Source organism: Gracilibacillus massiliensis (genome assembly GCF_001458115.1).
GTDB lineage: Bacteria > Bacillota > Bacilli > Bacillales > Amphibacillaceae > Gracilibacillus > Gracilibacillus massiliensis.
This window is the reverse complement of the sequence record NZ_CZRP01000012.1, coordinates 698912-720364: the sequence shown is the minus strand read 5'-3', so window position 1 is coordinate 720364 and position 21453 is coordinate 698912. Positions and strand designations below refer to the sequence as shown.

The following is a 21453-nucleotide window of genomic DNA, read 5'->3' as shown; positions in this document are numbered from 1 at the left end:
TCTAGTTTTGTTATAATGAAGGCATCTTAATAAAATGCAATGTTTCCTTTCAAATGTTTGATCAGGAGGGTAATAAGTGAAAGAAACTACTAAAATAAATGACTACAAGTTAATGGAATGGTTTGGGTTCATGATTGTCTTGATAATGCTCTTTACAGAGGAAATTACTCGTAACTGGTTGGGTGAAATATGGAATCTGTCCTTGTTTGCTTTTATAGGTATCTTGGTAGGTTCGTGTATTACCTTCTTATATACTTGGAAACGAAGGAAATTAATCAATAAATAAGAATCTATGCTCATACTGTAAGTTGTCTAAAATGAGGAGTGAATTTAATGAAGATAGTAGAGAAGATTCGTGACAAGGTAAGTGAGAGACATAAGCTATTTTTAGTTTTGGATATTTTATTCAGTCTTTTTGCGATTTATTTTGCAGTACACGGTCTATTCATTTCTATACCTGGCTTACTAAACCCAAGTGTATCTAATGATATTCCGTCGTGGATAATGTTTGGTATGGTTTTTTGTCTAGGCTTAACTTATGTAATACGGGTTGTTGAAATGGTAGTTACCGGCAAAAGAGAATATTTCATTCTATCCCTGTTCGCTGCTATCTTTATCATGAGTGTATCCGTATACATGTTTGTATTATAGTATATTAAATGAAGATAACAAATTACTCTGGAGAAAAAAATGTCCAATTTAGTAAGTAATTTGAAGTATCATGTACTCTTTTTTCGCTAAAATTATTGTCTATTTATAATATTCAGATAAGAGGGGGGAAGTGAATGCGAAAAGTTAATTCAGTGGCAGCAGCTAAACAATTTATTAATCAAAAATTCTCTCATTGCCAGGGGGCTATATTAGCAGGAAGCGTAGTCCGTGGTGAAGAAACAGCAACCTCTGATCTCGATATTGTGATTTTTGATAACAACCTTAATAATTCATATAGGGAGTCTATGATTGATAATGGGTGGCCAATAGAAATTTTTGTTCATAATTTATCCTCATATAAATATTTTATCGAAATGGACTGCAAAGCAGGGAAACCCTCAATGGCAAGAATGATCTCTGAAGGTATTACATTAAAAGATGAAGGAATCTTACTAGCTATAAAAAAGGAAGCGAAAGAGATATTAGAGAAAGGTCCTGAAAAATGGTCTGATGAAATGATTACACAGAAGCGATATTTTATCACCGATGCTTTAGATGATTTCATAGGCAGCACTAACCGAGCTGAAGCGATATTTATTGCTAACAATTTGGCAGAACTAGTCCATGAATTTGTTTTACGAACAAACCGTCAATGGATCGGTTCCTCAAAATGGATTATTCGAGCTTTGAAACAGTATGATGAGAAATTTACTGAAGAATTTATAGCAGCATTTAATGCTTTTTACGAAACTGGAGAGAAAAAGAAAGTGATTCAATTGGTTGATAATGTTTTACAGCCATATGGTGGACGTTTATTTGAAGGGTTTACTTTAGGGAAATATTAAAACTTAAAAATAAAAATTTGATAGATTAGGAGAACTCGAAATGCATAAAAGTCCTTTGTTAGATCAAATGTTAGAATTGGAAAAGGAATATGTGGGTTTATTTTCTGAAGCAATTGAAAACGATGGAACGATTAGATACATTGACTCTGCGTTACCGGATATGCATACGCACAATTTTATATGGTATAACTCTAAACAAGGTTTGGGTGAATTTGTCACTGAACAAATATAAAAAAAAAACACAAAAGATAAAGGATTTTTCAGGGTGGAGACACCATATCCGATAAGTAGCAAATTAATTGAAAATTTCCCCCTTCAACCAAAAATATGTACTTATGACTTAATGTTTATTGAAACTAAAAATTTCTCACAACTGAAAGGAAACCCAGCTTGTAATATATACAGTGCAGAAGATCATAAGGTTTTAGAAGATGGAATTAAAGTGGATATAACAGCCAATCAAACAGAGATGGGGCTAGATTTCGCACAAAGACGAATTAATAGGAAAGCTGAGATTTATAAAGATAATAATAAAGAGATACAATTTTTTGTTTGCTATTGTGACGGGGTTCCTATCGGTAATATCGAGTATATGCCGTTTAACGGAATGGTAAAATTAGAGGATTTCGATATCATAGAGGAACACCAAAGTAAAGGATTTGGAACATCCGTTTTAAAGCACTTATTAGAAATTGCTTATAACGATAATATCGAAATAGTATATCTAATTACAGATAGTTCTGATACTGCAAAAGAAATGTACAAAAAGAACGGTTTTATGAAAATAGGTGAAAAAACGGAGCTGCTATTTTTTCTTGAATAAAACAACAAGAAAATAGCGTTCTGATTCTTTATTAAAGCAGCACTAAAACTACATTTTGTGATTATAATTAAATCTATACAAAAATTCGAATTAATAATTCTGTTCGAATAATTAAGTTTAGTTAAATAACGAAGATGTCTTGGACTGGGTAACTATGAAATAGCGAGGTGGTGAGAATGGCAAAAATGAATGCGAGGGTTATAAGAAAAAATAATTCAAATAAAAAATTGGTTTACGCGGTATCTATTGCTTCCATTGTTGCAATTATGATTCATTGTTTATATCAATGGTCAGTACATCAAGTTGTTAGACCTGATGGGATTTTTACTATTTCTATAATTTTAGCTAACTTGTTGCATTATATTGCAAATGAAAACGCTGATAGTGACAAGGATGAGCGAGACGAGAGTCCAGCTAAACATGCTGCGGATATTAGTTACTTTATTTTGATTATAAGTATCGGGGTTATTTTGTTTATAAGTGAAGGAACAGGACTTTTTGTGGAATTAGAAAATATTCCTTTAGTGATAACTTTTTCTTTAAGTATAGTTATTTATCCATTAGTTCGTGCTATAGTATTTTATAAAATCAATAATTGACACATTGATATTGCCGATAATATTTAAATAGGATTATTGGTCTGAAGATGAGGAGACCAGTGGCCCTTTTAAAACCGTAACCACAATAGCCTACTAATTTTGGATCATTTATGATCAAATGCATTCTAATACTCCTCCTGCCGAGCATATGATAACGGTTGTAAAATATTAGTAACCGAACGGTAGTTGAACGATAATCATATAGTGGTGCTGAAGATGTGAGGGACGTTTTGGTGAATAATTATACAAAAGTGTCATTTTACATTATTTATTCACCAGTATTCAACGGGGTGCTTTAGCTGAACAAAGAGTGTTAGATTTAGCATCCCCTATTGCTTATTAAAGTAAAGAAGCAGGATAGTTCAATAAAGGATTTATATTATATGATAGTATTTATTAAGATAGATAGTTAATTATTAGGGGGCATAAAGAGTGACAAAAGCAATTAGATTTTTCTTCTTTTCATTATTGATTTTATTATTCGTGAATGGTTGTAATTCAAATAGTGCTAATGAGGATGTATTTGAGTTTAAAGGTTCTTACATTGGAGATAACAGTGCGGTAGGAAGCATTGTCAAACAATTACCCTATGGTGGTAATTTTAAAGGGTTTGAACTTAAAACTAATGAAGAACCGTATGGAATGATTTTAGATTATGAAGGGATAGTAGCAGAGGAAATAGAAAAAAAGTATAAAGAAACGGCAATTTATAATGCAACATTTATATTTTCTTTAGTTCAAAACGGAGAATGGGTTACCTTTAATTTTGAACATCAGGAATACCAATTAACCAAAGAAAATCTACAAAGTTGGTATGGGAAAGAATTAAATGAGTATTCGAGTGAAGCTGAATTAAGAAAACTAACACAAGAATATTTAGAAGATGAAAATAAAGTAAACGACTTATTGAAGTAACGGGGGCAATAGCTGAAAAAACGTTGTCGTTTTAGTCGCTTTTAAAGAAGCAGAAGCACTAGTCTTAAGTATGAATACCTGAGGGGAGAGTTTCTTTATGAAAGGTTTTCTTTTGAGTTTGGTTTTGTTATTTTCAATTCTAATGGGATGCTCTTCTGAAGATGAGACTTTAATTACTGAACTAAGGTCAAAAGAAGAAGGTAAGTACAATGTAGCAGTTTTTAATAACGAGATAACTTCTGAAGATTATCAAGCAGCAGTTCTCAAAGTTACAAACAAGTTAATGGAGGATAGTATTTCATCGGTTTCATTTGACTTTTCTGCTGAAGATTCTTCAATATTTGAGACATTAGATATAACTCATTTTCCTGTAATTATTGTGTTTGATAATAGAGGGTTAGTTTTCCGAACATATGAAGTTAACGAATTGGAAAGTTTCTTGAAATGAAAATTCATCTTGTTAAACAAACGGGTGTCTTTAGTGGAACAAGGCGTCGTTGATGTCGTTGCTTTAATTGCTTATTAAGCTAATGTGTAGAGTTATCCAACAAAGAAGCCTGGGAGGTTAAAATATGAAACAATTTGGAAAGCTATACTTTTTCTGTGGAAAAATGGGTGCAGGAAAATCAACTAAATCAAAACAATTGAGTATAGAAAAACATGCAGTACTGATCTCTGAGGATGAATGGCTTTCATCTCTTTATCCCAATCAGATTGCAACCTTTGAAGACTATCTAAAATTCTCTGCGCAGCTTAAGCCGTTGGTGAAAAAGCATGTCCAAAACATATTAAGTGTCGGTACAGATGTAGTGATGGACTTTCCAGCTAACACTCAAAAACAGCGAAAGTGGTTTTTGGATATGGCGTCAGAGATAAATGCAAGCCATCAATTAATTTTCCTTAATCTAAATAACGAGAAATGCTTACGTCAAATTGCACAAAGACGTAACGAACAACCCGAAAGAGGAGATTTTGACACGGAAGAGGTGTTTAATCATGTTACTAAATTTTTTGAAGCACCAGAGTCATCCGAGGGTTTGAATATTTTGGAATTTAGCGGAAGAGAATAACAATTAGTTCATTGATTCTTATGTACAGAGTACCTTCTATTTCTGTATGGTAGTCAATAAAATATAAAATGAAATGTGTTTACGAAAAGTCTCAAATAAATATGTTAAAATCGATCTAACTTTGTGAAGTGGCACAAAAAAAAAGGTGCAATAGTTAAACAGAGAGCATCGATTATGGCAACCCTGTATAAGGTCAATAAAATTAGTATGCCTATAATACGGCATACTAATTAATCTTTGGCTGTATATACTCTTAATCCCAATGATTCTCAATAAATTCGTCTCTACCAGATTGTTCACGATCTAATTTATATTCCTTTTCATTTTTCTTATAAAACTCCTGATGATATTCCTCTGCAGGATAAAAGGTAGCTGCAGGCAAAATTTCTGTAACAATCTCTTTCTGGAATCTATTTTCATTTTCTAATGCTTTTTTGGAATCTATCGCTAGTGATTGTTGTTCTTCATTATGATAAAAAATGGCCGTCCGGTATTGTGGACCTCTATCGTGAAATTGACCACCATCATCAGTTGGGTCGATTTGTGGCCAATATAAGTCTAATATTTGTTGGTAATTAATTTTTTCTGGCTCATATTTTATCTGAACAGCTTCATAATGTCCTGTTGTCCCTTTTTTAACTTCTTCATATGAAGGATTTTTTAGATCACCACCAGTGTAACCTGAAATGACACTTTCCACACCATCCCACTGATCAAACGGCTTTACCATGCACCAAAAGCAGCCACCAGCAAATGTTGCCTTTTCAAATTTTTTCTCCATCAATCTTTCTCCTTTATATTGCAAAATCTAAGTCTAGCATTTAATATACTAATTATGTATGTAGAAGTAAATTAATTAATCTTAGAAGGTGAATTGAATGACAAATAAATCAAATGTTTTAATCATAGATGGAATGGCGTTGCTGTTTAGAGGTTTCTTTGCAACGGCATTTACCGGCAATTTTATGGTCAATAGTAAAGGAATTCCGAGAAATGGATTATTTGGTTTTTTAAATTATTTTTGCAATGCGATCGAAACATTCCAGCCCACACATGTAATTTGTTGTTGGGACATGGGAAGTCAAACTTTCCGAAATGATTTATACAAAGGTTATAAATCGAACCGCGATGCACCGCCAGAGGAGTTGGTTCCACAGTTTGATTTGGCAAAAGATATTGTTTCTGCCTTTCAAGTTCCCAATGTAGGTGTTGTGGGGTATGAAGCTGATGATTGTATCGGTACTTTAGCGAAACAACTACAAGCAGATCATAAAGTGACAGTAGTAACTGGGGATCAGGATTTACTGCAGCTTGTAGACCAGCAGATCAATATTGCCATCATGAAGAAAGGCCAAGGCAATTACGATGTGTTTAATATCGATAACTTTTATGAAAAAAGAGGGCTTACCCCTGCTCAAATTATTGAATTGAAAGGGTTAATGGGCGATTCCTCCGATAATTATCCTGGTATTAAAGGTGTTGGTGAAAAAACTGCCTTAAAGCTTCTGCAACAATATGAAACAATTGATAACATGCTAGCTGATAAAGATAATCTAACAAAAGGGATGCAAAATAAAATAGAGCAATATGCTGAAGATCTTGAAATTTCTCGTAAACTAGCAGAAATATATACAGAGGTACCTTTAACATTTTCGATTGAAGATGCTTTATGGAATGAAGACCATAGTAGTATTCACACCTTTTTATTAGAAGAATTAGAATTTAAGAATCCTGAACGTTGGTTAGATAAATTGATCATGGTAAAAGTAAGTGAATAAATTGTAAATACCAATGAAAACCCTAAACTATGATTCGGAATAGTTTGGGGTTTTTTAGTAATATTAGAATTTATCCGTAAAGGTTTCGATTTTTGTAAGGCAGAAAGGCATATAATTAGTGGAATACAATCAATTTGTTCCCCTATTCCTGTTATTCCTTTTGAAAGCTATCGTGTGCGAGGAAAAAGCTGCGGTGGTCTACTTTCCTTTCCTCGTTTTTTTGTCCTCAGATAACATTGCAAAGCAAATCTCCTGCTCCTTATGCCGACTTTTCATGCATTACTTCATTTTTGTATGAAATCTCGCTCCGGTAGTGCTGACTTTCCATGCAATGTTTCGTTATTCCATGAAAACCCTCTCTCCTGGTTCCGAGCTTTCACGGAATTATTTCCTTTCCTATGAAAACTCTCTGACCCTCAGAAGTAAAACAGATGGCTTCCGCTAATATAGTGCTTTTCAACCGTTTCACTATGTTCCCTATTCTTATACATTTCTCCTTCGTTAGTACCTATCTATTTTCTTTATTGAAATCTTTGCAGAATCGAAAAGAATTCCTTAATAAACTCATAGAATACTTGTTCAGATGGAGCAAGCTTTCTGTTTTTTGGAATAATAATTCCTACTGTACGTTTTAATTCTGGATTCTGTATAGCTACTTTTGCACTGTAATACGGATTCAAATCATTAAAAGCACTTTCCGGTAATAATGTGATACCAATACCTGCAGCGACTAACCCCTTAATCGCATCTAAATCTTCCCCTTGTGATGATATATTTGGTGTAAATCCAGCTTGTTTACATCCATCTATTACTAGTTGATGTAAAACATACCCTTCTGGAAATAACACAAATGATTCATCATGTAAGTCTCTTAAGTTCACACTGCTCTGTTCTGCGATAGGGTGTGAGTTCGGAACTAATGCATAAAAGTTTTCTGTAAATAAAATATCACCCAAGATATCGGGATGCTCTGTTGGAACAGGTCCCAAAAATGCAACATCAATTTCGCGATTTTCTACTGATTCAATTAAAAAGTTGTACGATCCCTGTCGCAACTGGAATGCGATTTTGGGATGTTTCTTTTTAAATTCCGATACCACTGTCGGTAATAGATTACTTGCTAAACTGGTAGGAAAACCAATTTTAATCGAGCCTCGTTCTGGATCAATATATTCATCGATTTGTTTTTTGGCATGGTCGATTGCTTTTAATGCCGTTTTGGTATGTGTTAAAAAAATCTTTCCTATATGTGTTAAACGCACATTTCTTCCTTCTCTTTCAAAGAGCTCTACACCTAGCTCTGCCTCTAAATTAGCAATTTGTCTACTTATAGCAGATTGAGCAACATGCAATTCTGCTGCCGCATCTGATACGTGTTCACGCTCCGCTACTTCAACAAAATAACGCAATTGACGTAACTCCACAGGTTTCACCTCATAATATATATCAGAATTAGAACAATATCATATTTATTATATATTGTTTCGATCAATAATAAAACTTACAATGTTATTAGACACCTTAAAGTATATTTGAATGGGGGCGACATATATGACGTATCAAGATTTGCCTAGTGCCCAAGGGTTATACCATCCGGATTTTGAACATGATGCTTGTGGTATTGGCTTATATGCGCATATAAAAGGGAAACAAACACATGAAATCGTAAAAAAAGGTTTAGACATGTTATGCAAATTAGAACACCGTGGTGGACAAGGGAGTGATCCACTTACAGGTGACGGATCTGGATTAATGGTACAGATCCCTGATTCTTATTTTAGAAGAGTATGTAAAGACTTTCAACTACCAGCTGTAGGTCGTTATGGAGTTGGTATGTTATTTCTATCTCAAAATAAAAAAGAACAAGAAGAAGCGATCGATGAAATCAATCAATTAATCGAACAAGAAGGTCAAAAATTAATCGGCTGGAGAGATGTTCCAGTAGATGCTACAGACATTGGTAAAGGTGCGATTGAAACCTTGCCAAATGTACGACAAGTTTTTATCGAAGCGGCAGATGAATTAGAAGATGATCTTGCCTTCGAAAGAAAGTTATATATTATTCGTAAACAAGCTGAAAATTGGGCGAATGAAAAAGGATATCGTTTTTATTTCCCAAGTTTATCTACTAGAACAATTGTCTATAAAGGGTTACTAACTCCAGATCAAGTTGATAAATTTTATTTAGATCTTCAGGAGGAAGACTTTGTATCTGCCTTTTCGTTAGTTCACTCACGTTTTAGTACCAATACCTTTCCTTCTTGGGAGAGAGCGCACCCAAACCGTTATCTGATTCATAATGGTGAGATTAATACAATGCGCGGGAATGTGAACTGGATGCGTGCAAGGGAACAACAATTTGTTTCAGAAGCATTTGGTGATGACTTGGACAAAGTGATGCCGATTATTAATGGTGGAGGAAGTGACTCTGCCACATTAGATAATGCACTGGAATTTTTCACTTTAGCTGGACGTAAGCCTGCTCATGCTGCCATGATGTTGATTCCTGAACCATGGGAGAAAAATCCACACATGGATCCAAAAAAACGTGCCTTTTATCAATACCATAGTATGATGATGGAGCCGTGGGACGGACCAACTTCGATTACGTTTACGAATGGGAAGCAAATTGGTGCCATCTTAGATCGTAACGGGTTGCGACCTGCGCGTTATTATGTGACGAAAGATGACTATATTATCTATTCATCTGAAGTGGGCGTCATTGATTACGAAGAAGAAAATATTTTATTAAAAGAACGTTTAAGCCCAGGGAAAATGTTATTAGTAGACATTGAAGAAGGACGAATTATTTCTGATAAAGAAATAAAAGAGGAAATTGCAGGATCTCATCCTTATCAAGAATGGTTAGAGGAACAAATTGTACCATTAGAAGTGGATGCGGAAGATGATGCGTATTTAGATCCTCAACTTCTACAAAAACAGAAAGCATTTGGCTATACAACAGAAGATGTCGAGAAATACTTGCTTCCGCTTATTGAAGGTGGTAAAGATCCAATAGGGGCAATGGGAAATGATATGCCATTAGCTGTACTATCAGAACGTCCGCAAAGCTTGTTCAATTATTTTAAACAGTTATTTGCACAAGTGACAAATCCACCGATTGATGCTTATCGTGAGCAACTAGTAACCTCTATGTTGACATGGATAGGTGGAGAGGGAGATATTCTTCATCCAGCAAATACAAAAGAATATCGAATTCGATTAGATTCACCAATCTTATCTAATTCGCAGATCGAAAAATTAGAGAGTAATAAAATCGAAGGATTTCAAACTACCGTGATCGACACACTTTTCACACAAGATATGGGGAAAGCCCTTGATAAAGTGTTCGCAGATGCGAAAGCAGCGATAAAAGCGGGGAGTAATATCATTATTCTTAGTGATAAAGATATGGATGCACGTTCTAAGGCAATTCCTACTCTTTTAGCTGTTAGTGGATTACATCAGTTTTTAGTACGTGAAGGACTGCGTACAAAAGCAAGTATTATTGCACAAACTGGTGAAGCTCGCGAAGTACACCATTTTGCAACAATGTTAGGTTATGGTGTCGATGCGATTCATCCATATTTAGTTTATCAAACGTATTATGAAACGATTTTAAACAATGAATTAAATATGACCTTAGCAGAGGTACAAGACAAATTTATTAGTGTGGCAACGGAAGGTATTATCAAAGTAATGTCTAAAATCGGTATATCGACGGTTCAAAGTTATCGTGGTGCACAGATATTTGAAGCAGTAGGGATCAGCAAACAAGTGATTGCCGATCATTTTACAGGTACGGCTTCACAAATCGATGGTATTGATTTAGACGTGATTCAAGAAGAAACAGAAAAACGCCACCAAGACGGTTATAAAAAAGCAATTGAACAGTCACTAGAATCAGGAAGTGATTTTCAATGGCGTCAAGTAGGTGAGCACCATGCCTTCAATCCAACAACGATTCATACATTACAATGGGCATGCCGTCGTGGCGATTACAAGTTATTTAAAAAGTTCTCAAAAACGGCGAATGAAGAGCGAATTGGTTTCTTACGTAATTTATTTGACTTCAAGAAATCGAATAGTATTCCAATTGAAGAAGTGGAATCTGTTGATTCGATAGTCAAACGGTTTAAAACAGGGGCGATGTCGTTTGGCTCGATAAGCAAGGAAGCCCATGAAGCATTAGCTATTGCAATGAACCGCTTAGGTGGAAAAAGTAATAGTGGTGAAGGTGGCGAAGATGCGGATCGTTTTACGGTTGATGAGAATGGTGATTTACGTTCTAGTGCAATCAAGCAGGTAGCATCAGGACGTTTCGGTGCCAAAAGTCATTACCTTGTGAATGCCAAAGAATTACAAATAAAAATGGCGCAAGGGGCAAAACCAGGTGAAGGTGGACAGTTACCAGGTATGAAAGTATATCCATGGGTAGCAGATGTTCGTGGTTCCACACCAGGTGTTGATTTAATTTCGCCTCCACCACATCATGATATCTATTCGATTGAGGATTTAGCACAACTCATTCATGATTTAAAAAATGCCAATCGTGATGCACGAGTCAGTGTCAAACTAGTAGCAAAATCCGGTGTAGGTACGATCGCTGCAGGTGTCGCAAAAGGTAGTGCAGATGTTATCTCTGTTGTTGGTTATGACGGTGGTACAGGTGCTTCGCCAAAAACAAGTATTAAACATGCAGGCTTACCGTGGGAATTAGGTCTTGCAGAGGCACATCAAACATTAATGTTGAATGGGCTTAGAGATAGAGTCATTTTAGAGACAGACGGAAAATTATTAACAGGTAAAGATGTCGTGATGGCTGCACTACTTGGTGCAGAGGAATATGGTTTTGCAACAGCGCCATTGGTTGTTGTTGGGTGTATTATGATGCGTGTTTGTCATAATGACACATGCCCAGTAGGGGTAGCAACCCAAAACCCAGAACTACGCAAGAAATTTACTGGAAACCCCGATCATGTCGTTAATTACATGACATTCATTGCAGAAGAAGTTCGTGAAATCATGGCTGAACTTGGTTTTAGAACAATTGATGAAATGGTTGGAAGAACGGATGTCTTGGAGGTTTCTGAACGTGCTGAGGCGCACTGGAAAGCAAAACATCTTGATTTAACCACCTTGTTATATCAAGCAGAAGGTACTCGTACAAATACAACAAAACAAGATCACAAGCTTGATCAATCATTAGACCTTAAATACATTTTACCGACTGTACAACATGCGATCGAAACGGGAGAAGCGTTAGAAGCCTCTTTCCCGATTAAAAATACCGATCGCGTAGTGGGTACGATTGTTGGTAGTGAAATCTCGAAAAAGTATGGTGAAAGAGGATTGCCGGAGGATACGATTAATCTACATTTCAGAGGTTCAGCAGGCCAAAGTTTTGGTGCCTTTATTCCTTCTGGTATGACATTAACCGTAACAGGAGATGCCAATGACTATGTTGGTAAAGGCTTATCGGGTGGAAAGGTGATTGTACGTGCATCCGAAAAATCTACTATCGATCCTGGTAACAATGTGATCGCTGGTAATGTTTCCTTCTATGGTGCAACTAGTGGTGAAGCCTATATTCAAGGATATGCCGGAGAACGGTTTGCTGTAAGAAACAGTGGAGCAAACATCGTAGTTGAAGGTGTTGGTGATCACGGTTGTGAATATATGACAGGTGGACGCGTAGTGATTTTAGGAAATGCAGGTAAAAACTTTGCAGCAGGTATGTCTGGCGGGATTGCTTACGTGAAACCTGATAATATCGAGAAATTCAAACGACTGTGTAATGATGAATTAGTCCAATTTGAGTCACTGACAGATTCAGAAGAAATCGATGAAGTTAAGGAATTAATTATGAATCATCAAGAATATACAAACAGTGACAAAGCTGCGATTGCTCTCGAAAATTGGGAGGAAGAAGTAGCGAATTTTGTCAAAGTTATACCAACGGATTATAAATTAATGTTACAACAAATCGAATGGTTCGAATCTCAAGGATTATCAGTGGACGAATCAAGATTAGAAGCATTCACTGCAAAAAAAGATAACAAGATGACAGTAGAACTAAATCAAGAAGAAATGGTGAGCAAATAGAAAGGAGACAGATGATATGGGGAAAGCAACAGGTTTTATGGAGTTTGAAAGACAAACGGCAAATGAGCGTGATCCTTTAACAAGAATTCATGACTGGAAAGAATACTCTGCTCCTTTCTCAGATGAAGTAGCAAAAACACAAGGAGCACGATGTATGGATTGTGGTACACCATTCTGTCATATTGGTATGGATATTGATGGGGCAACTTCGGGTTGTCCTGTCTACAACTTAATTCCGGAGTGGAATGATTTGGTGTACAAAGGGAAATGGAAAGAAGCTTTGGATCGTTTAATGAAAACAAATAATTTTCCGGAATTTACTGGAAGAGTTTGTCCAGCGCCATGTGAAGGTTCTTGTACAGTGGCCATCAATGACCCGGCAATTACAATCAAAAATATTGAACAGAAAATAATTGATAAAGGTTTTGAAAACGGCTGGATCCAACCTCGTGTACCAGTTAAACGCACAGGTAAAACAGTAGCGATTATCGGTTCTGGACCTGCTGGTTTAGCTGCTGCGGATCAATTGAACCAAGCAGGACATCAGGTAACGGTATATGAACGTGCAGATCGAGCAGGGGGACTTTTAACATATGGTATCCCTAACATGAAGTTAGATAAAGAAGTAGTAGAACGACGTGTGCAGTTATTGCGTGATGAAGGAGTTACCTTTATCTTAAATACGGAAGTGGGGAAAGATATTGCTGCTGACGAAATCCAAGAGCAGTTTGACTCCGTTATTTTATGTACAGGAGCTCAAAAGCACCGTGACTTACCTATCGAAGGTCGTGAAGGTAAAGGTGTACGTTTTGCAATGGATTATCTAACAAAAGCAACGCAATCACTTTTAGATGACAGTGTGAAAGTAGAAGACGAATTAGATGCAGACGGAAAAGACGTTATTGTGATCGGTGGCGGGGATACAGGTGCTGATTGTATTGCGACAGCGCTTCGTCAAGGAGCAAATAGTATTGTACAGTTTGGTAAACACCCACAATTACCGATTAAACGATCAGATGATAATATGTGGCCAGCATTTCCACAAGTTTTCAGTTTAGAGTATGCTCATAAAGAAGCGAAAGAAAAATTTGGAGAGGATATTCGTCAGTATTCGATCCAAACAAAGAAATTCGTTACAGATGAAAATGGTAAATTGAAAGAGTTACACACAGTAGAAATGAAGAAAACACGTGATGAGAATGGAATGTTTGTATTTGAAGAAATTCCTGGAACGGAGAAAGTATGGCCAGCACAATTAGTATTAATTGCAATTGGTTTTGAAGGGGCTGAACATCCAGTACTTGAGGCATTCAATGTGAAAACAGACAGAAATCGTGTCGATGCAGCGTATGGTGACTTCCGCACAAATGTTGATCATGTTTTTGCTGCAGGTGATTCAAGACGCGGTCAAAGTCTAATCGTATGGGCGATTAACGAAGGCCGAGAAGTGGCTTGTCATGTTGATGAGTTCCTAATGGGTGAGACAGCCTTGCCATCGGTTGCGAATATGTAATAAAGTGAGGGATACAAATGGAAAGTTAATTTGTATCCTTTGTTTTTTTGGTTTCAACTCGTAGTTCAAGTATGTTTTAATAATGGAAAAGTATGTGTTCTCATTCGGATAAGATCCCAAGAGGAAATAAGTCCAACTGGTAATTCCGCTGCATTGCCTGTTTCTGTAAGGATTATTGCTTCCAATTTTTGATTTTCCTCTATACACTTTTTGAAAATACTTTCAATCTCCATCACACTTGTATCTTTTCCAGTAACCACTGTATGTGCTTTTTTCTCAATCTTAAATATATCACCGATTGTTGCATTGGATGATATATTTAAAGAACTATCAATATTTTCAGCAAGCCAATTTGCGATATCTCCATCCGTTAAAAGTCCAATAAACCGTTCTTCATGATATACAGGGTATTGGGAATAACCTTTGTCTATTAAACAATCCATTACCTTTTTTAAAGGGGTATCTAAGTAGAAAAACTCTACTGGTTTAGAAGCAATCGAGAGTGCAGACGGAGGCTCGCTTAAAAGTTTAGCGAGTGTTTCTAATTCATCGACCACTTCTTGATGTGGCTCTGCAATATAAAAATCCTCTTTAATTTTTCGATGAACGATTGCATTACGTAATTTGCTACATTGTTTTAAAAGGTCAAAATACGGATCAATTAGCGGGTATTGATGTTTTGCTTTTGTTAATACTTCGGTAAAAGAAGCATGGTTATTATTTTCGTTGGCATAATCACATAATTTGTCATGTATTTGGTTAAATGCTGTTTCAAATCTTTCGGATAATTCGAACGCCATGGTCATACTCCTTCAATTGTTTGAAAATTTTCAAATTTAATGGTTGTCATATTGACTTGTTTAGTAATAAAATATAGTTTATAGGTTATTTTGCCAAACATGTATCGAATTCATTCAAATAAGGAGTCTTTTTATGTCAGAGTATACAATCACTTATATTAAAAACGAACAACCAAAAGAAAAGCCGCAATCAGATCAGCTTTCTTTCGGAAAATATTTTACGGATCATATGTTTATTCAAGACTATAATCCTGATAAAGGGTGGCATAATCCACGTATCGTACCCTATCAACCACTTGTGCTAGATCCTGCTGCGATCGTCTTCCATTATGGTCAAACCGTTTTTGAAGGATTAAAAGCATACCGTACAAAACGAGATAAGATTCAATTATTCCGTCCTGATAAAAATATGGAACGCTTGAATCGTTCCAATGATCGAATGTGTATCCCTGAAATTGATGAAGAGTTTGCGATTGATGCGATTAAACATCTTGTACATATTGATCAAGAATGGGTACCAAATGCACCTGGCACTTCTTTATACATAAGACCGTTTGTTATTTCTACCGAACCATACTTGGGTGTTTCACCATCTGCTACCTATCAGTTTATCGTAATTTTATCACCAGTTGGTGCGTATTATGAAGAAGGGATTAATCCTGTGAAAATTGCTGTTGAAAATCAATTTGTACGTGCCGTAAAAGGTGGTACAGGGGAAGCAAAAACTGCTGGTAACTACGCTTCAAGTTTAAAAGCGCAAGAACAAGTAGCTGGCGAAGGTTATGCTCAAGTTTTATGGTTAGATGGTGTCGAGAAAAAATACATTGAAGAAGTAGGTAGCATGAATGTATTCTTCAAAATTAATGGAGAAATCGTTACACCAGCTTTAAACGGCAGTATTTTAGAAGGTGTTACGAGGAATTCTGTTATCGAATTATTAAAACATTGGGATATCACGGTTAATGAACGAAAAATTACCATGGATGAACTTTATCAACATTATCAAAACGGGGAATTGGAAGAAGCATTTGGATCCGGAACAGCAGCTGTCATTTCACCTGTTGGCGAGTTAGCCTGGGAAGGTAAGAAGATGCATATTAACAATGGTGAAACAGGTGAGATTGCCAAAAAGTTATATGATACATTAACAGGCATCCAATATGGGGAAGAAAAAGATCCATTTAACTGGATTATTAAAGTGAAATATTAATAAGCGGAAACACTTGAGTTTCTGGCAACAATTTTCTATAATAGCAATAGAATAAATAAAAGTTATGATTAGAGCCATTAGTTGGTGATATGGTGATAAGAGATTGGAATTCAGAGGCTGAAAAATTCCAACACCCAATACACGGACGAACCTACTCTAAGAACTGTTAAGGATAAACTTAATCGTTACTCTGCGTTAAAGAGTAAAGTGGATCATGTTGGAATGATATGATCAACATAAGGTGGTACCGCGGAAAAGACCCTTTTCGTCCTTTGTATGAAGGATGAGAAGGGTTTTTTTTATTATATGAAATAAACGAAGGCGTGAATAGGATGGCAAAACAGCGAATCGTAGTCAAAATAGGAAGTAGTTCACTTACTAATAAAAACGGTGGATTAGATTTGCTTAAATTAAAAGAGCACTCTCAAGCGATCGCCGCATTAAAAAAAGAGAACTATGAAGTCATTTTAATTTCTTCAGGAGCAGTTTCCGCTGGTTTCTTTGATCTCGGTTACCCAACAAGACCTGTTACCGTTTCAGGAAAACAAGCAGCAGCGGCAGTGGGGCAAGGATTATTAGTGCAAGCATACACAGATGCCTTTCGTCAATATGGCATGGTGACTGCGCAACTACTTTTAACGAAAGATGTCTTTAGTAATGAAATGCAGTACAGCAATGTTTACTCCACCTTAACCGAATTATTAAAAAGAGACGTGATACCTATTATTAATGAAAATGACACGGTTGCCATTGATGAGCTAACATTTGGCGACAATGATATGTTGTCAGCTTTAGTTAGCGGACTGGTACATGCAGACTTTTTAATGATGCTAACCGATATTAACGGTTTATATGATAAGAATCCCAAGACAGATCCTACTGCCCGAAAATATCATCAACTACCAAGATTAACTACTGAAATATTGCAACAAACCAAACATGAATCAGGTTCTAAATTTGGAACAGGTGGTATGAAATCAAAACTTCTAGCAGCCAAAACAGCCCTTTCTTTAGGTGTTCGTGTATTTGTTGGTACTGGAGAAGGAGAAGACAAACTGGTTAAGATTATCAATCATCATGGTGATGGTACTTATATTGGTGAAGAACTTACTAATAGTTTTCGCAAACAAAAACAATGGATTGCCTTCCATTCATCTGTTTCTGGAAAACTACATGTTGACAAAGGGGCAAGTGAAGCGATCTTACATCAAGGAAAAAGCCTATTGCCAGCAGGAATTAAATGGGTGGATGGAGAATTCAAAGTAGGTTCAGTTGTAGAAATTGTCTTTGATGATGATGTGATAGCAAAAGGGCAGGTAAATTATTCTTCCGAGGAATTAATTAAATCAAAAGGAGAATCGAGTAAGATTGCGATGGAACAATCAGCAAGCAAACGACCGGAAGTCATTCATCGTGACCGACTCGTTTTATCAATTAAGGAGGCTTATAATTATGAGTGATTTATTGCAAAAAGCTAAATTAGTACGTGCAACAACTACAGCATTAGCTACCAAAACAACAGAACAAAAAAACAGTGCCTTAAAGCTTTTATCTGATCAATTAAAGGAACAAAAAAGCTTCATTATTGAAGAAAATACTCGTGATATTGAGAAAGGTAGAAATAATGGATTGAATGAATCGTTAATCGATCGTTTGATTTTAAATGAAGAGCGAATCGATGATATGGCGGATGCCTTATTACAGCTAGTAGAGTTAAAGGATCCTATTGGAGAAATAATGGAAGAATGGTCACGCCCCAACGGATTAAATATTCAAAAAAAACGAGTTCCAATTGGAGTAGTTGGAATGATTTATGAAGCAAGACCAAATGTTACGGTTGATGCGGCAAGTCTTTGTCTGAAGACAGGAAATGCTGTATTACTTCGTGGTAGCTCATCTGCGATTCATTCTAATACAGCATTAGTAAAAGTGATTCATGATGCCTTAAAACAGTCAGATCTTCCACATGATGCAGTCCAATTAATTGAAGATACAAGCCGCGAGACCGCATCTGAAATGTTTAAATTAAATGACTATTTAGATGTTTTAATTCCACGTGGTGGCAAGAAGTTGATTGACACTGTTGTAGCCAATGCATCAGTTCCTGTTCTCGAAACGGGGGCAGGCAATTGTCATTTATTTATTGACGAAACAGCGCAGAAACAAATGGCTATTGAGATAGCGATTAATGCCAAAACTCAAAGACCTTCTGTTTGTAATGCAATTGAAACGATCCTAGTTGAGAAGGAATGGGCAAATAATCACCTGGAAGCGTTAATTGTTTCCTTACAAAAAGCAGATGTGGAAATCCATGGTGACGAATTTGTCGTTGCAAAAGGTGAAAATATTATCGAAGCTACAGAAGAAGATTATGAAACCGAGTATTCGGATAACATAGTTGCTCTAAAGATTGTTGATTCTGTTCAAGAAGCGATTGATCACATTAACAAGTATGGCACCAGCCATTCTGAATCAATTATTACAGAGAATGAGCAACATGTGGTAGCGTTTATGAATGAGGTAGATGCTGCTGCAGTTTATCATAATTCTTCCACCCGTTTCACTGATGGTTTCGAGTTTGGTTTTGGTGCAGAAATTGGTATTAGTACACAAAAACTGCATGCACGTGGACCTATGGGATTAGAAGCATTAACTTCTACAAAATACCTTTTACATGGAACTGGTCAAATTAAGTAAATGATTTTTCTTTAACAGTAATTCCTGTATAATGGAATTGGAAATTAAAAATGGTAAAAAAAGGAGTTTTAATCATGGCAAACACTTTAATTTTTGGACACAAGAATCCTGATACAGATACGATCTGTTCAGCAATTGCCTATGCAGAATTAAAAACTGCTTTAGGTGAAGAGGTAGAAGCAGTTCGGTTGGGGGAAGTCAATAATGAAACCCAATTTGCATTAGATCATTTTAGTCAATCTGCTCCACGAATGGTAGAGAATGTATCGGATGAAGTCGACCAAGTTATTTTGGTAGACCATAATGAACGTCAACAAAGTGCGGAAGATATTGATCGTGTGCAAGTTCTAGAGGTAATTGATCATCATCGTATTGCGAACTTTGAAACAAAAGATCCTGTCTATTATCGTGCAGAACCTGTTGGTTGTACGGCGACGATTCTTAATAAGCTTTATAAAGAAAATAATGTAGAAATAAAGAAAGAAACAGCAGGACTTATGCTTTCAGCCATTATTTCCGACTCATTATTATTTAAATCTCCAACATGTACAGATCAAGATGTAGCGGCTGCTAAAGAACTAGCGGAAATTGCCGGTGTCGACAGTGAAAAATACGGTCTAGATATGTTAAAAGCAGGTGCAAACTTAAGTGACAAATCGGCTCAAGACTTGATCACTATGGATGCTAAGGAATTTGATATGAATGGAAATAAAGTAGAAATCGCTCAAGTTAATACAGTGGAAGTTGACGATGTATTAGCAATGCGCAGCGAAATTGAACCAGCTATTGAGAAAACAGTTGCAGATAAAGGCTTAAAGCTATTTGTATTCGTGATTACCGACATTTTAAACAATGACTCTGTCGTGCTTGCAGTTGGGGAAGCAGAAGACAAAGTAGCAAAAGCATTCGATGTAACACTTGAAAACAAAACGGCAACATTAAAAGGCGTAGTATCACGTAAAAAGCAAGTCGTACCGAATTTACAAAATGTATTTTAAACTTGTAAGTTAAAGTCTTTAAGGATGTTAATCATGAATTGGTTAACATCCTTTTTCAAAAGAAAAGACATATGGGAATGAAAAACAATGATTATAACAACTGCGTCTCGCAAACAATTCAGATTGGAAACAGATGCGAAAGCACTAGCGAACGAGTACCACTTGCAATATGTAGAGAGAAATCAACGTTCATTAAGTAATTTAAAACAAGAATATAAAGCAGATATTCTTGTATTTAGTCATGACGAATTATATATATCACCTATCGATTCCGATGAAAAAATCTTCTTCCATCCTAATCTCTCCATGATTCGTGCTAAACGCTTTATTAAAGGAGAAAGGGAACCGTTTTTGGAAGTAACAAATTTAAAGCAAGGGATGAGTTTTTTAGATTGTACACTTGGTCTAGCAGCTGATAGTATCATAGCCAGTATAGCTGTTGGAAATACTGGAAGAGTCATTGGAGTGGAAGCAAGTAAAACGATGTATATGATGGTGAAGGAAGGATTAATGCGATTTGAAAGTTCGTTAGATATTTTTGATCAAGCAATGAGGAAGATTGAAGTACATAATGATGACCATTATCATTTTTTGAAAAATGCAGCAACTAAAAGTATCGATGTCATTTATTTTGACCCTATGTTTCAACAAGAAATCAAAGAATCTGACGGTATAGCACCTTTACGTATGAATGCTGTAAATAAAGATCTTACGAATGAAATATTGTCTGAAGCAAGACGTGTCGCAAAACAACGGATTGTTCTAAAAGATCATTGGCAAAGTGAACGTTTTAAGGATTACGACTTTACTCAGCATATTCGCAAAACGGCGCAGTTTCATTACGGTACGATTGAATTACATTAAATCGTAACAGCTATTGCTGTCATTAGTGCTCCCGTTGCTTGAATCCAGTTGCCAATTGTATTCCACTCCATTTCACTTTTTTTACTTTGTGTTGACAAAGCTTGCATGCTATTACCGATTACTTGTAACAAATTACCGATTCCACTATACAAAACATTAATTGTTCGTTCTTTATTCCAGTCCTCCGAAAAGCTGATACCTCCTCCGAGTGCTTGAAGCAGATTACCTTTTGTATTAAGTGTATTTTTTATTTGTTTATCAAATGGTAGTATTAGTGAACTTATAACGGTGGTGTTACCGATTGCCTGGATTTCATTTGCGATATTTTCTAACTGTACTGAGGTAAGTCGTTCAACTTGAATTGCGTTTCCGGTAGCTTGTAGAGAATTTCCAATGATTTTTAAGTCGTTTTTTGCGGAAGGTGTGATCGAAAAACTAGGTGTATTTGCTAAAGCAGAAATAACGGTGCCGATTGCTACTACCCATCCTCCAAATAATAGATTATCATTATCCTCTGACATAAGATCACCTCATAAATTATAATATGAAAATTACCTCAAATTGTTTTGGCTTCAAAATCGAAAA

General features: G+C 36.0%; 21 protein-coding genes and 1 other annotated feature. Of the genes, 17 read left to right on the top strand and 4 right to left on the bottom strand.

The window, feature by feature from the left end; genetic code table 11:
• Positions 1 to 76: 76 nt before the first annotated feature.
• The 9 genes from BN3107_RS11135 to BN3107_RS11095 all read left to right on the top strand — a co-directional run bounded on the left by BN3107_RS11135 (position 77) and on the right by BN3107_RS11095 (position 4903).
• Positions 77 to 286 (top strand): hypothetical protein, encoded by a 210-nt coding sequence (locus tag BN3107_RS11135; protein WP_058307697.1) that lies wholly within the window; start codon positions 77 to 79, stop codon positions 284 to 286.
• 47 nt (positions 287 to 333) lie between these two features.
• A complete protein-coding gene (locus BN3107_RS11130) occupies positions 334 to 651 on the top strand; it encodes a hypothetical protein (protein WP_058307696.1) in 318 nt (105 codons plus the stop codon).
• A 134-nt stretch (positions 652 to 785) separates the two neighbouring features.
• Positions 786 to 1496, top strand: a complete 711-nt coding sequence (locus tag BN3107_RS11125) for a nucleotidyltransferase domain-containing protein (protein ID WP_058307695.1) — start codon at positions 786 to 788, stop codon at positions 1494 to 1496.
• Positions 1497 to 1536: 40 nt separating this feature from the next.
• On the top strand, positions 1537 to 1728 hold the full coding sequence (locus BN3107_RS11120) for a hypothetical protein (protein WP_058307694.1): 192 nt from the start codon (positions 1537 to 1539) through the stop codon (positions 1726 to 1728).
• 33 nt (positions 1729 to 1761) lie between these two features.
• The gene (locus BN3107_RS11115) at positions 1762 to 2319 is read left to right on the top strand and encodes a GNAT family N-acetyltransferase (RefSeq protein ID WP_058307693.1); all 558 of its coding nucleotides are present in this window, start codon (positions 1762 to 1764) and stop codon (positions 2317 to 2319) included.
• Positions 2320 to 2495: 176 nt separating this feature from the next.
• Entirely contained in the window at positions 2496 to 2918 is a 423-nt protein-coding gene (locus BN3107_RS11110) for a hypothetical protein (protein WP_058307692.1), read from the top strand.
• 432 nt (positions 2919 to 3350) lie between these two features.
• On the top strand, positions 3351 to 3833 hold the full coding sequence (locus BN3107_RS11105) for a DUF4825 domain-containing protein (protein ID WP_058307691.1): 483 nt from the start codon (positions 3351 to 3353) through the stop codon (positions 3831 to 3833).
• 97 nt (positions 3834 to 3930) lie between these two features.
• The gene (locus BN3107_RS11100) at positions 3931 to 4281 is read left to right on the top strand and encodes a hypothetical protein (protein ID WP_058307690.1); all 351 of its coding nucleotides are present in this window, start codon (positions 3931 to 3933) and stop codon (positions 4279 to 4281) included.
• A 124-nt stretch (positions 4282 to 4405) separates the two neighbouring features.
• Positions 4406 to 4903: an AAA family ATPase gene (locus tag BN3107_RS11095; RefSeq protein WP_058307689.1), complete on the top strand. Its 498-nt coding sequence runs from the start codon at positions 4406 to 4408 to the stop codon at positions 4901 to 4903.
• A gap of 253 nt (positions 4904 to 5156) precedes the next feature.
• On the opposite strand, the gene msrA is transcribed toward BN3107_RS11095, so the two are convergent.
• Positions 5157 to 5684 (bottom strand): peptide-methionine (S)-S-oxide reductase MsrA, encoded by a 528-nt coding sequence (gene msrA, locus BN3107_RS11090; protein ID WP_058307688.1) that lies wholly within the window; start codon positions 5682 to 5684, stop codon positions 5157 to 5159.
• A 97-nt stretch (positions 5685 to 5781) separates the two neighbouring features.
• Between msrA and BN3107_RS11085 the strand changes: the two genes are divergently transcribed.
• The gene (locus tag BN3107_RS11085; protein ID WP_058307687.1) at positions 5782 to 6681 is read left to right on the top strand and encodes a 5'-3' exonuclease; all 900 of its coding nucleotides are present in this window, start codon (positions 5782 to 5784) and stop codon (positions 6679 to 6681) included.
• Between the two features lie 521 nt (positions 6682 to 7202).
• Here the strand turns inward: BN3107_RS11085 and BN3107_RS11080 are convergent.
• Positions 7203 to 8105: a LysR family transcriptional regulator gene (locus BN3107_RS11080; RefSeq protein ID WP_058307686.1), complete on the bottom strand. Its 903-nt coding sequence runs from the start codon at positions 8103 to 8105 to the stop codon at positions 7203 to 7205.
• Between the two features lie 127 nt (positions 8106 to 8232).
• On the opposite strand from BN3107_RS11080, the gene gltB reads away from it, so the two are divergent.
• Both gltB and BN3107_RS11070 read left to right on the top strand, forming a co-directional pair.
• Positions 8233 to 12786, top strand: coding sequence for a glutamate synthase large subunit (gene gltB, locus BN3107_RS11075; RefSeq protein ID WP_058307685.1), 4554 nt, complete (start codon positions 8233 to 8235; stop codon positions 12784 to 12786).
• A gap of 16 nt (positions 12787 to 12802) precedes the next feature.
• Entirely contained in the window at positions 12803 to 14299 is a 1497-nt protein-coding gene (locus tag BN3107_RS11070; protein ID WP_058307684.1) for a glutamate synthase subunit beta, read from the top strand.
• 65 nt (positions 14300 to 14364) lie between these two features.
• Here BN3107_RS11070 and BN3107_RS11065 read toward each other — a convergent pair whose 3' ends face one another.
• Complete coding sequence (locus BN3107_RS11065) at positions 14365 to 15099, bottom strand: CBS domain-containing protein (RefSeq protein ID WP_058307683.1); 735 nt, start codon at positions 15097 to 15099, stop codon at positions 14365 to 14367.
• A gap of 133 nt (positions 15100 to 15232) precedes the next feature.
• Between BN3107_RS11065 and BN3107_RS11060 the strand changes: the two genes are divergently transcribed.
• The 5 genes from BN3107_RS11060 (at position 15233) to BN3107_RS11040 (ending at position 20868) form a co-directional block, all read left to right on the top strand.
• Positions 15233 to 16309, top strand: coding sequence for a branched-chain amino acid aminotransferase (locus BN3107_RS11060; protein WP_058307682.1), 1077 nt, complete (start codon positions 15233 to 15235; stop codon positions 16307 to 16309).
• A 55-nt stretch (positions 16310 to 16364) separates the two neighbouring features.
• Positions 16365 to 16585, top strand: a binding site (T-box leader).
• 56 nt (positions 16586 to 16641) lie between these two features.
• Positions 16642 to 17769, top strand: coding sequence for a glutamate 5-kinase (proB, locus tag BN3107_RS11055; RefSeq protein WP_058307681.1), 1128 nt, complete (start codon positions 16642 to 16644; stop codon positions 17767 to 17769).
• On the top strand, positions 17762 to 19006 hold the full coding sequence (locus BN3107_RS11050; RefSeq protein ID WP_058307680.1) for a glutamate-5-semialdehyde dehydrogenase: 1245 nt from the start codon (positions 17762 to 17764) through the stop codon (positions 19004 to 19006). Before proB ends, BN3107_RS11050 begins: the two co-directional genes overlap by 8 nt.
• A 74-nt stretch (positions 19007 to 19080) precedes the next feature.
• Positions 19081 to 20004: a manganese-dependent inorganic pyrophosphatase gene (locus BN3107_RS11045; protein ID WP_058307679.1), complete on the top strand. Its 924-nt coding sequence runs from the start codon at positions 19081 to 19083 to the stop codon at positions 20002 to 20004.
• Positions 20005 to 20091: 87 nt separating this feature from the next.
• Positions 20092 to 20868 (top strand): class I SAM-dependent methyltransferase, encoded by a 777-nt coding sequence (locus tag BN3107_RS11040; protein ID WP_058307678.1) that lies wholly within the window; start codon positions 20092 to 20094, stop codon positions 20866 to 20868.
• Here the strand turns inward: BN3107_RS11040 and BN3107_RS11035 are convergent.
• The gene (locus tag BN3107_RS11035) at positions 20865 to 21389 is read right to left on the bottom strand and encodes a DUF6944 family repetitive protein (protein ID WP_058307677.1); all 525 of its coding nucleotides are present in this window, start codon (positions 21387 to 21389) and stop codon (positions 20865 to 20867) included. The genes BN3107_RS11040 and BN3107_RS11035 overlap by 4 nt on opposite strands.
• Positions 21390 to 21453 lie beyond the last annotated feature (64 nt).

Coding starts and splice junctions, on each gene's coding strand:
- BN3107_RS11130 (WP_058307696.1), top strand. CDS start 334: ATGAAGATAGTAGAGAAGATTCGTGACAAGGTAAGTGAGAGACATAAG.
- BN3107_RS11125 (WP_058307695.1), top strand. CDS start 786: ATGCGAAAAGTTAATTCAGTGGCAGCAGCTAAACAATTTATTAATCAA.
- BN3107_RS11120 (WP_058307694.1), top strand. CDS start 1,537: ATGCATAAAAGTCCTTTGTTAGATCAAATGTTAGAATTGGAAAAGGAA.
- BN3107_RS11110 (WP_058307692.1), top strand. CDS start 2,496: ATGGCAAAAATGAATGCGAGGGTTATAAGAAAAAATAATTCAAATAAA.
- BN3107_RS11100 (WP_058307690.1), top strand. CDS start 3,931: ATGAAAGGTTTTCTTTTGAGTTTGGTTTTGTTATTTTCAATTCTAATG.
- BN3107_RS11095 (WP_058307689.1), top strand. CDS start 4,406: ATGAAACAATTTGGAAAGCTATACTTTTTCTGTGGAAAAATGGGTGCA.
- msrA (WP_058307688.1), bottom strand. CDS start 5,684: ATGGAGAAAAAATTTGAAAAGGCAACATTTGCTGGTGGCTGCTTTTGG.
- BN3107_RS11085 (WP_058307687.1), top strand. CDS start 5,782: ATGACAAATAAATCAAATGTTTTAATCATAGATGGAATGGCGTTGCTG.
- gltB (WP_058307685.1), top strand. CDS start 8,233: ATGACGTATCAAGATTTGCCTAGTGCCCAAGGGTTATACCATCCGGAT.
- BN3107_RS11070 (WP_058307684.1), top strand. CDS start 12,803: ATGGGGAAAGCAACAGGTTTTATGGAGTTTGAAAGACAAACGGCAAAT.
- BN3107_RS11065 (WP_058307683.1), bottom strand. CDS start 15,099: ATGGCGTTCGAATTATCCGAAAGATTTGAAACAGCATTTAACCAAATA.
- BN3107_RS11060 (WP_058307682.1), top strand. CDS start 15,233: ATGTCAGAGTATACAATCACTTATATTAAAAACGAACAACCAAAAGAA.
- proB (WP_058307681.1), top strand. CDS start 16,642: ATGGCAAAACAGCGAATCGTAGTCAAAATAGGAAGTAGTTCACTTACT.
- BN3107_RS11050 (WP_058307680.1), top strand. CDS start 17,762: ATGAGTGATTTATTGCAAAAAGCTAAATTAGTACGTGCAACAACTACA.
- BN3107_RS11045 (WP_058307679.1), top strand. CDS start 19,081: ATGGCAAACACTTTAATTTTTGGACACAAGAATCCTGATACAGATACG.
- BN3107_RS11040 (WP_058307678.1), top strand. CDS start 20,092: ATGATTATAACAACTGCGTCTCGCAAACAATTCAGATTGGAAACAGAT.
- BN3107_RS11035 (WP_058307677.1), bottom strand. CDS start 21,389: ATGTCAGAGGATAATGATAATCTATTATTTGGAGGATGGGTAGTAGCA.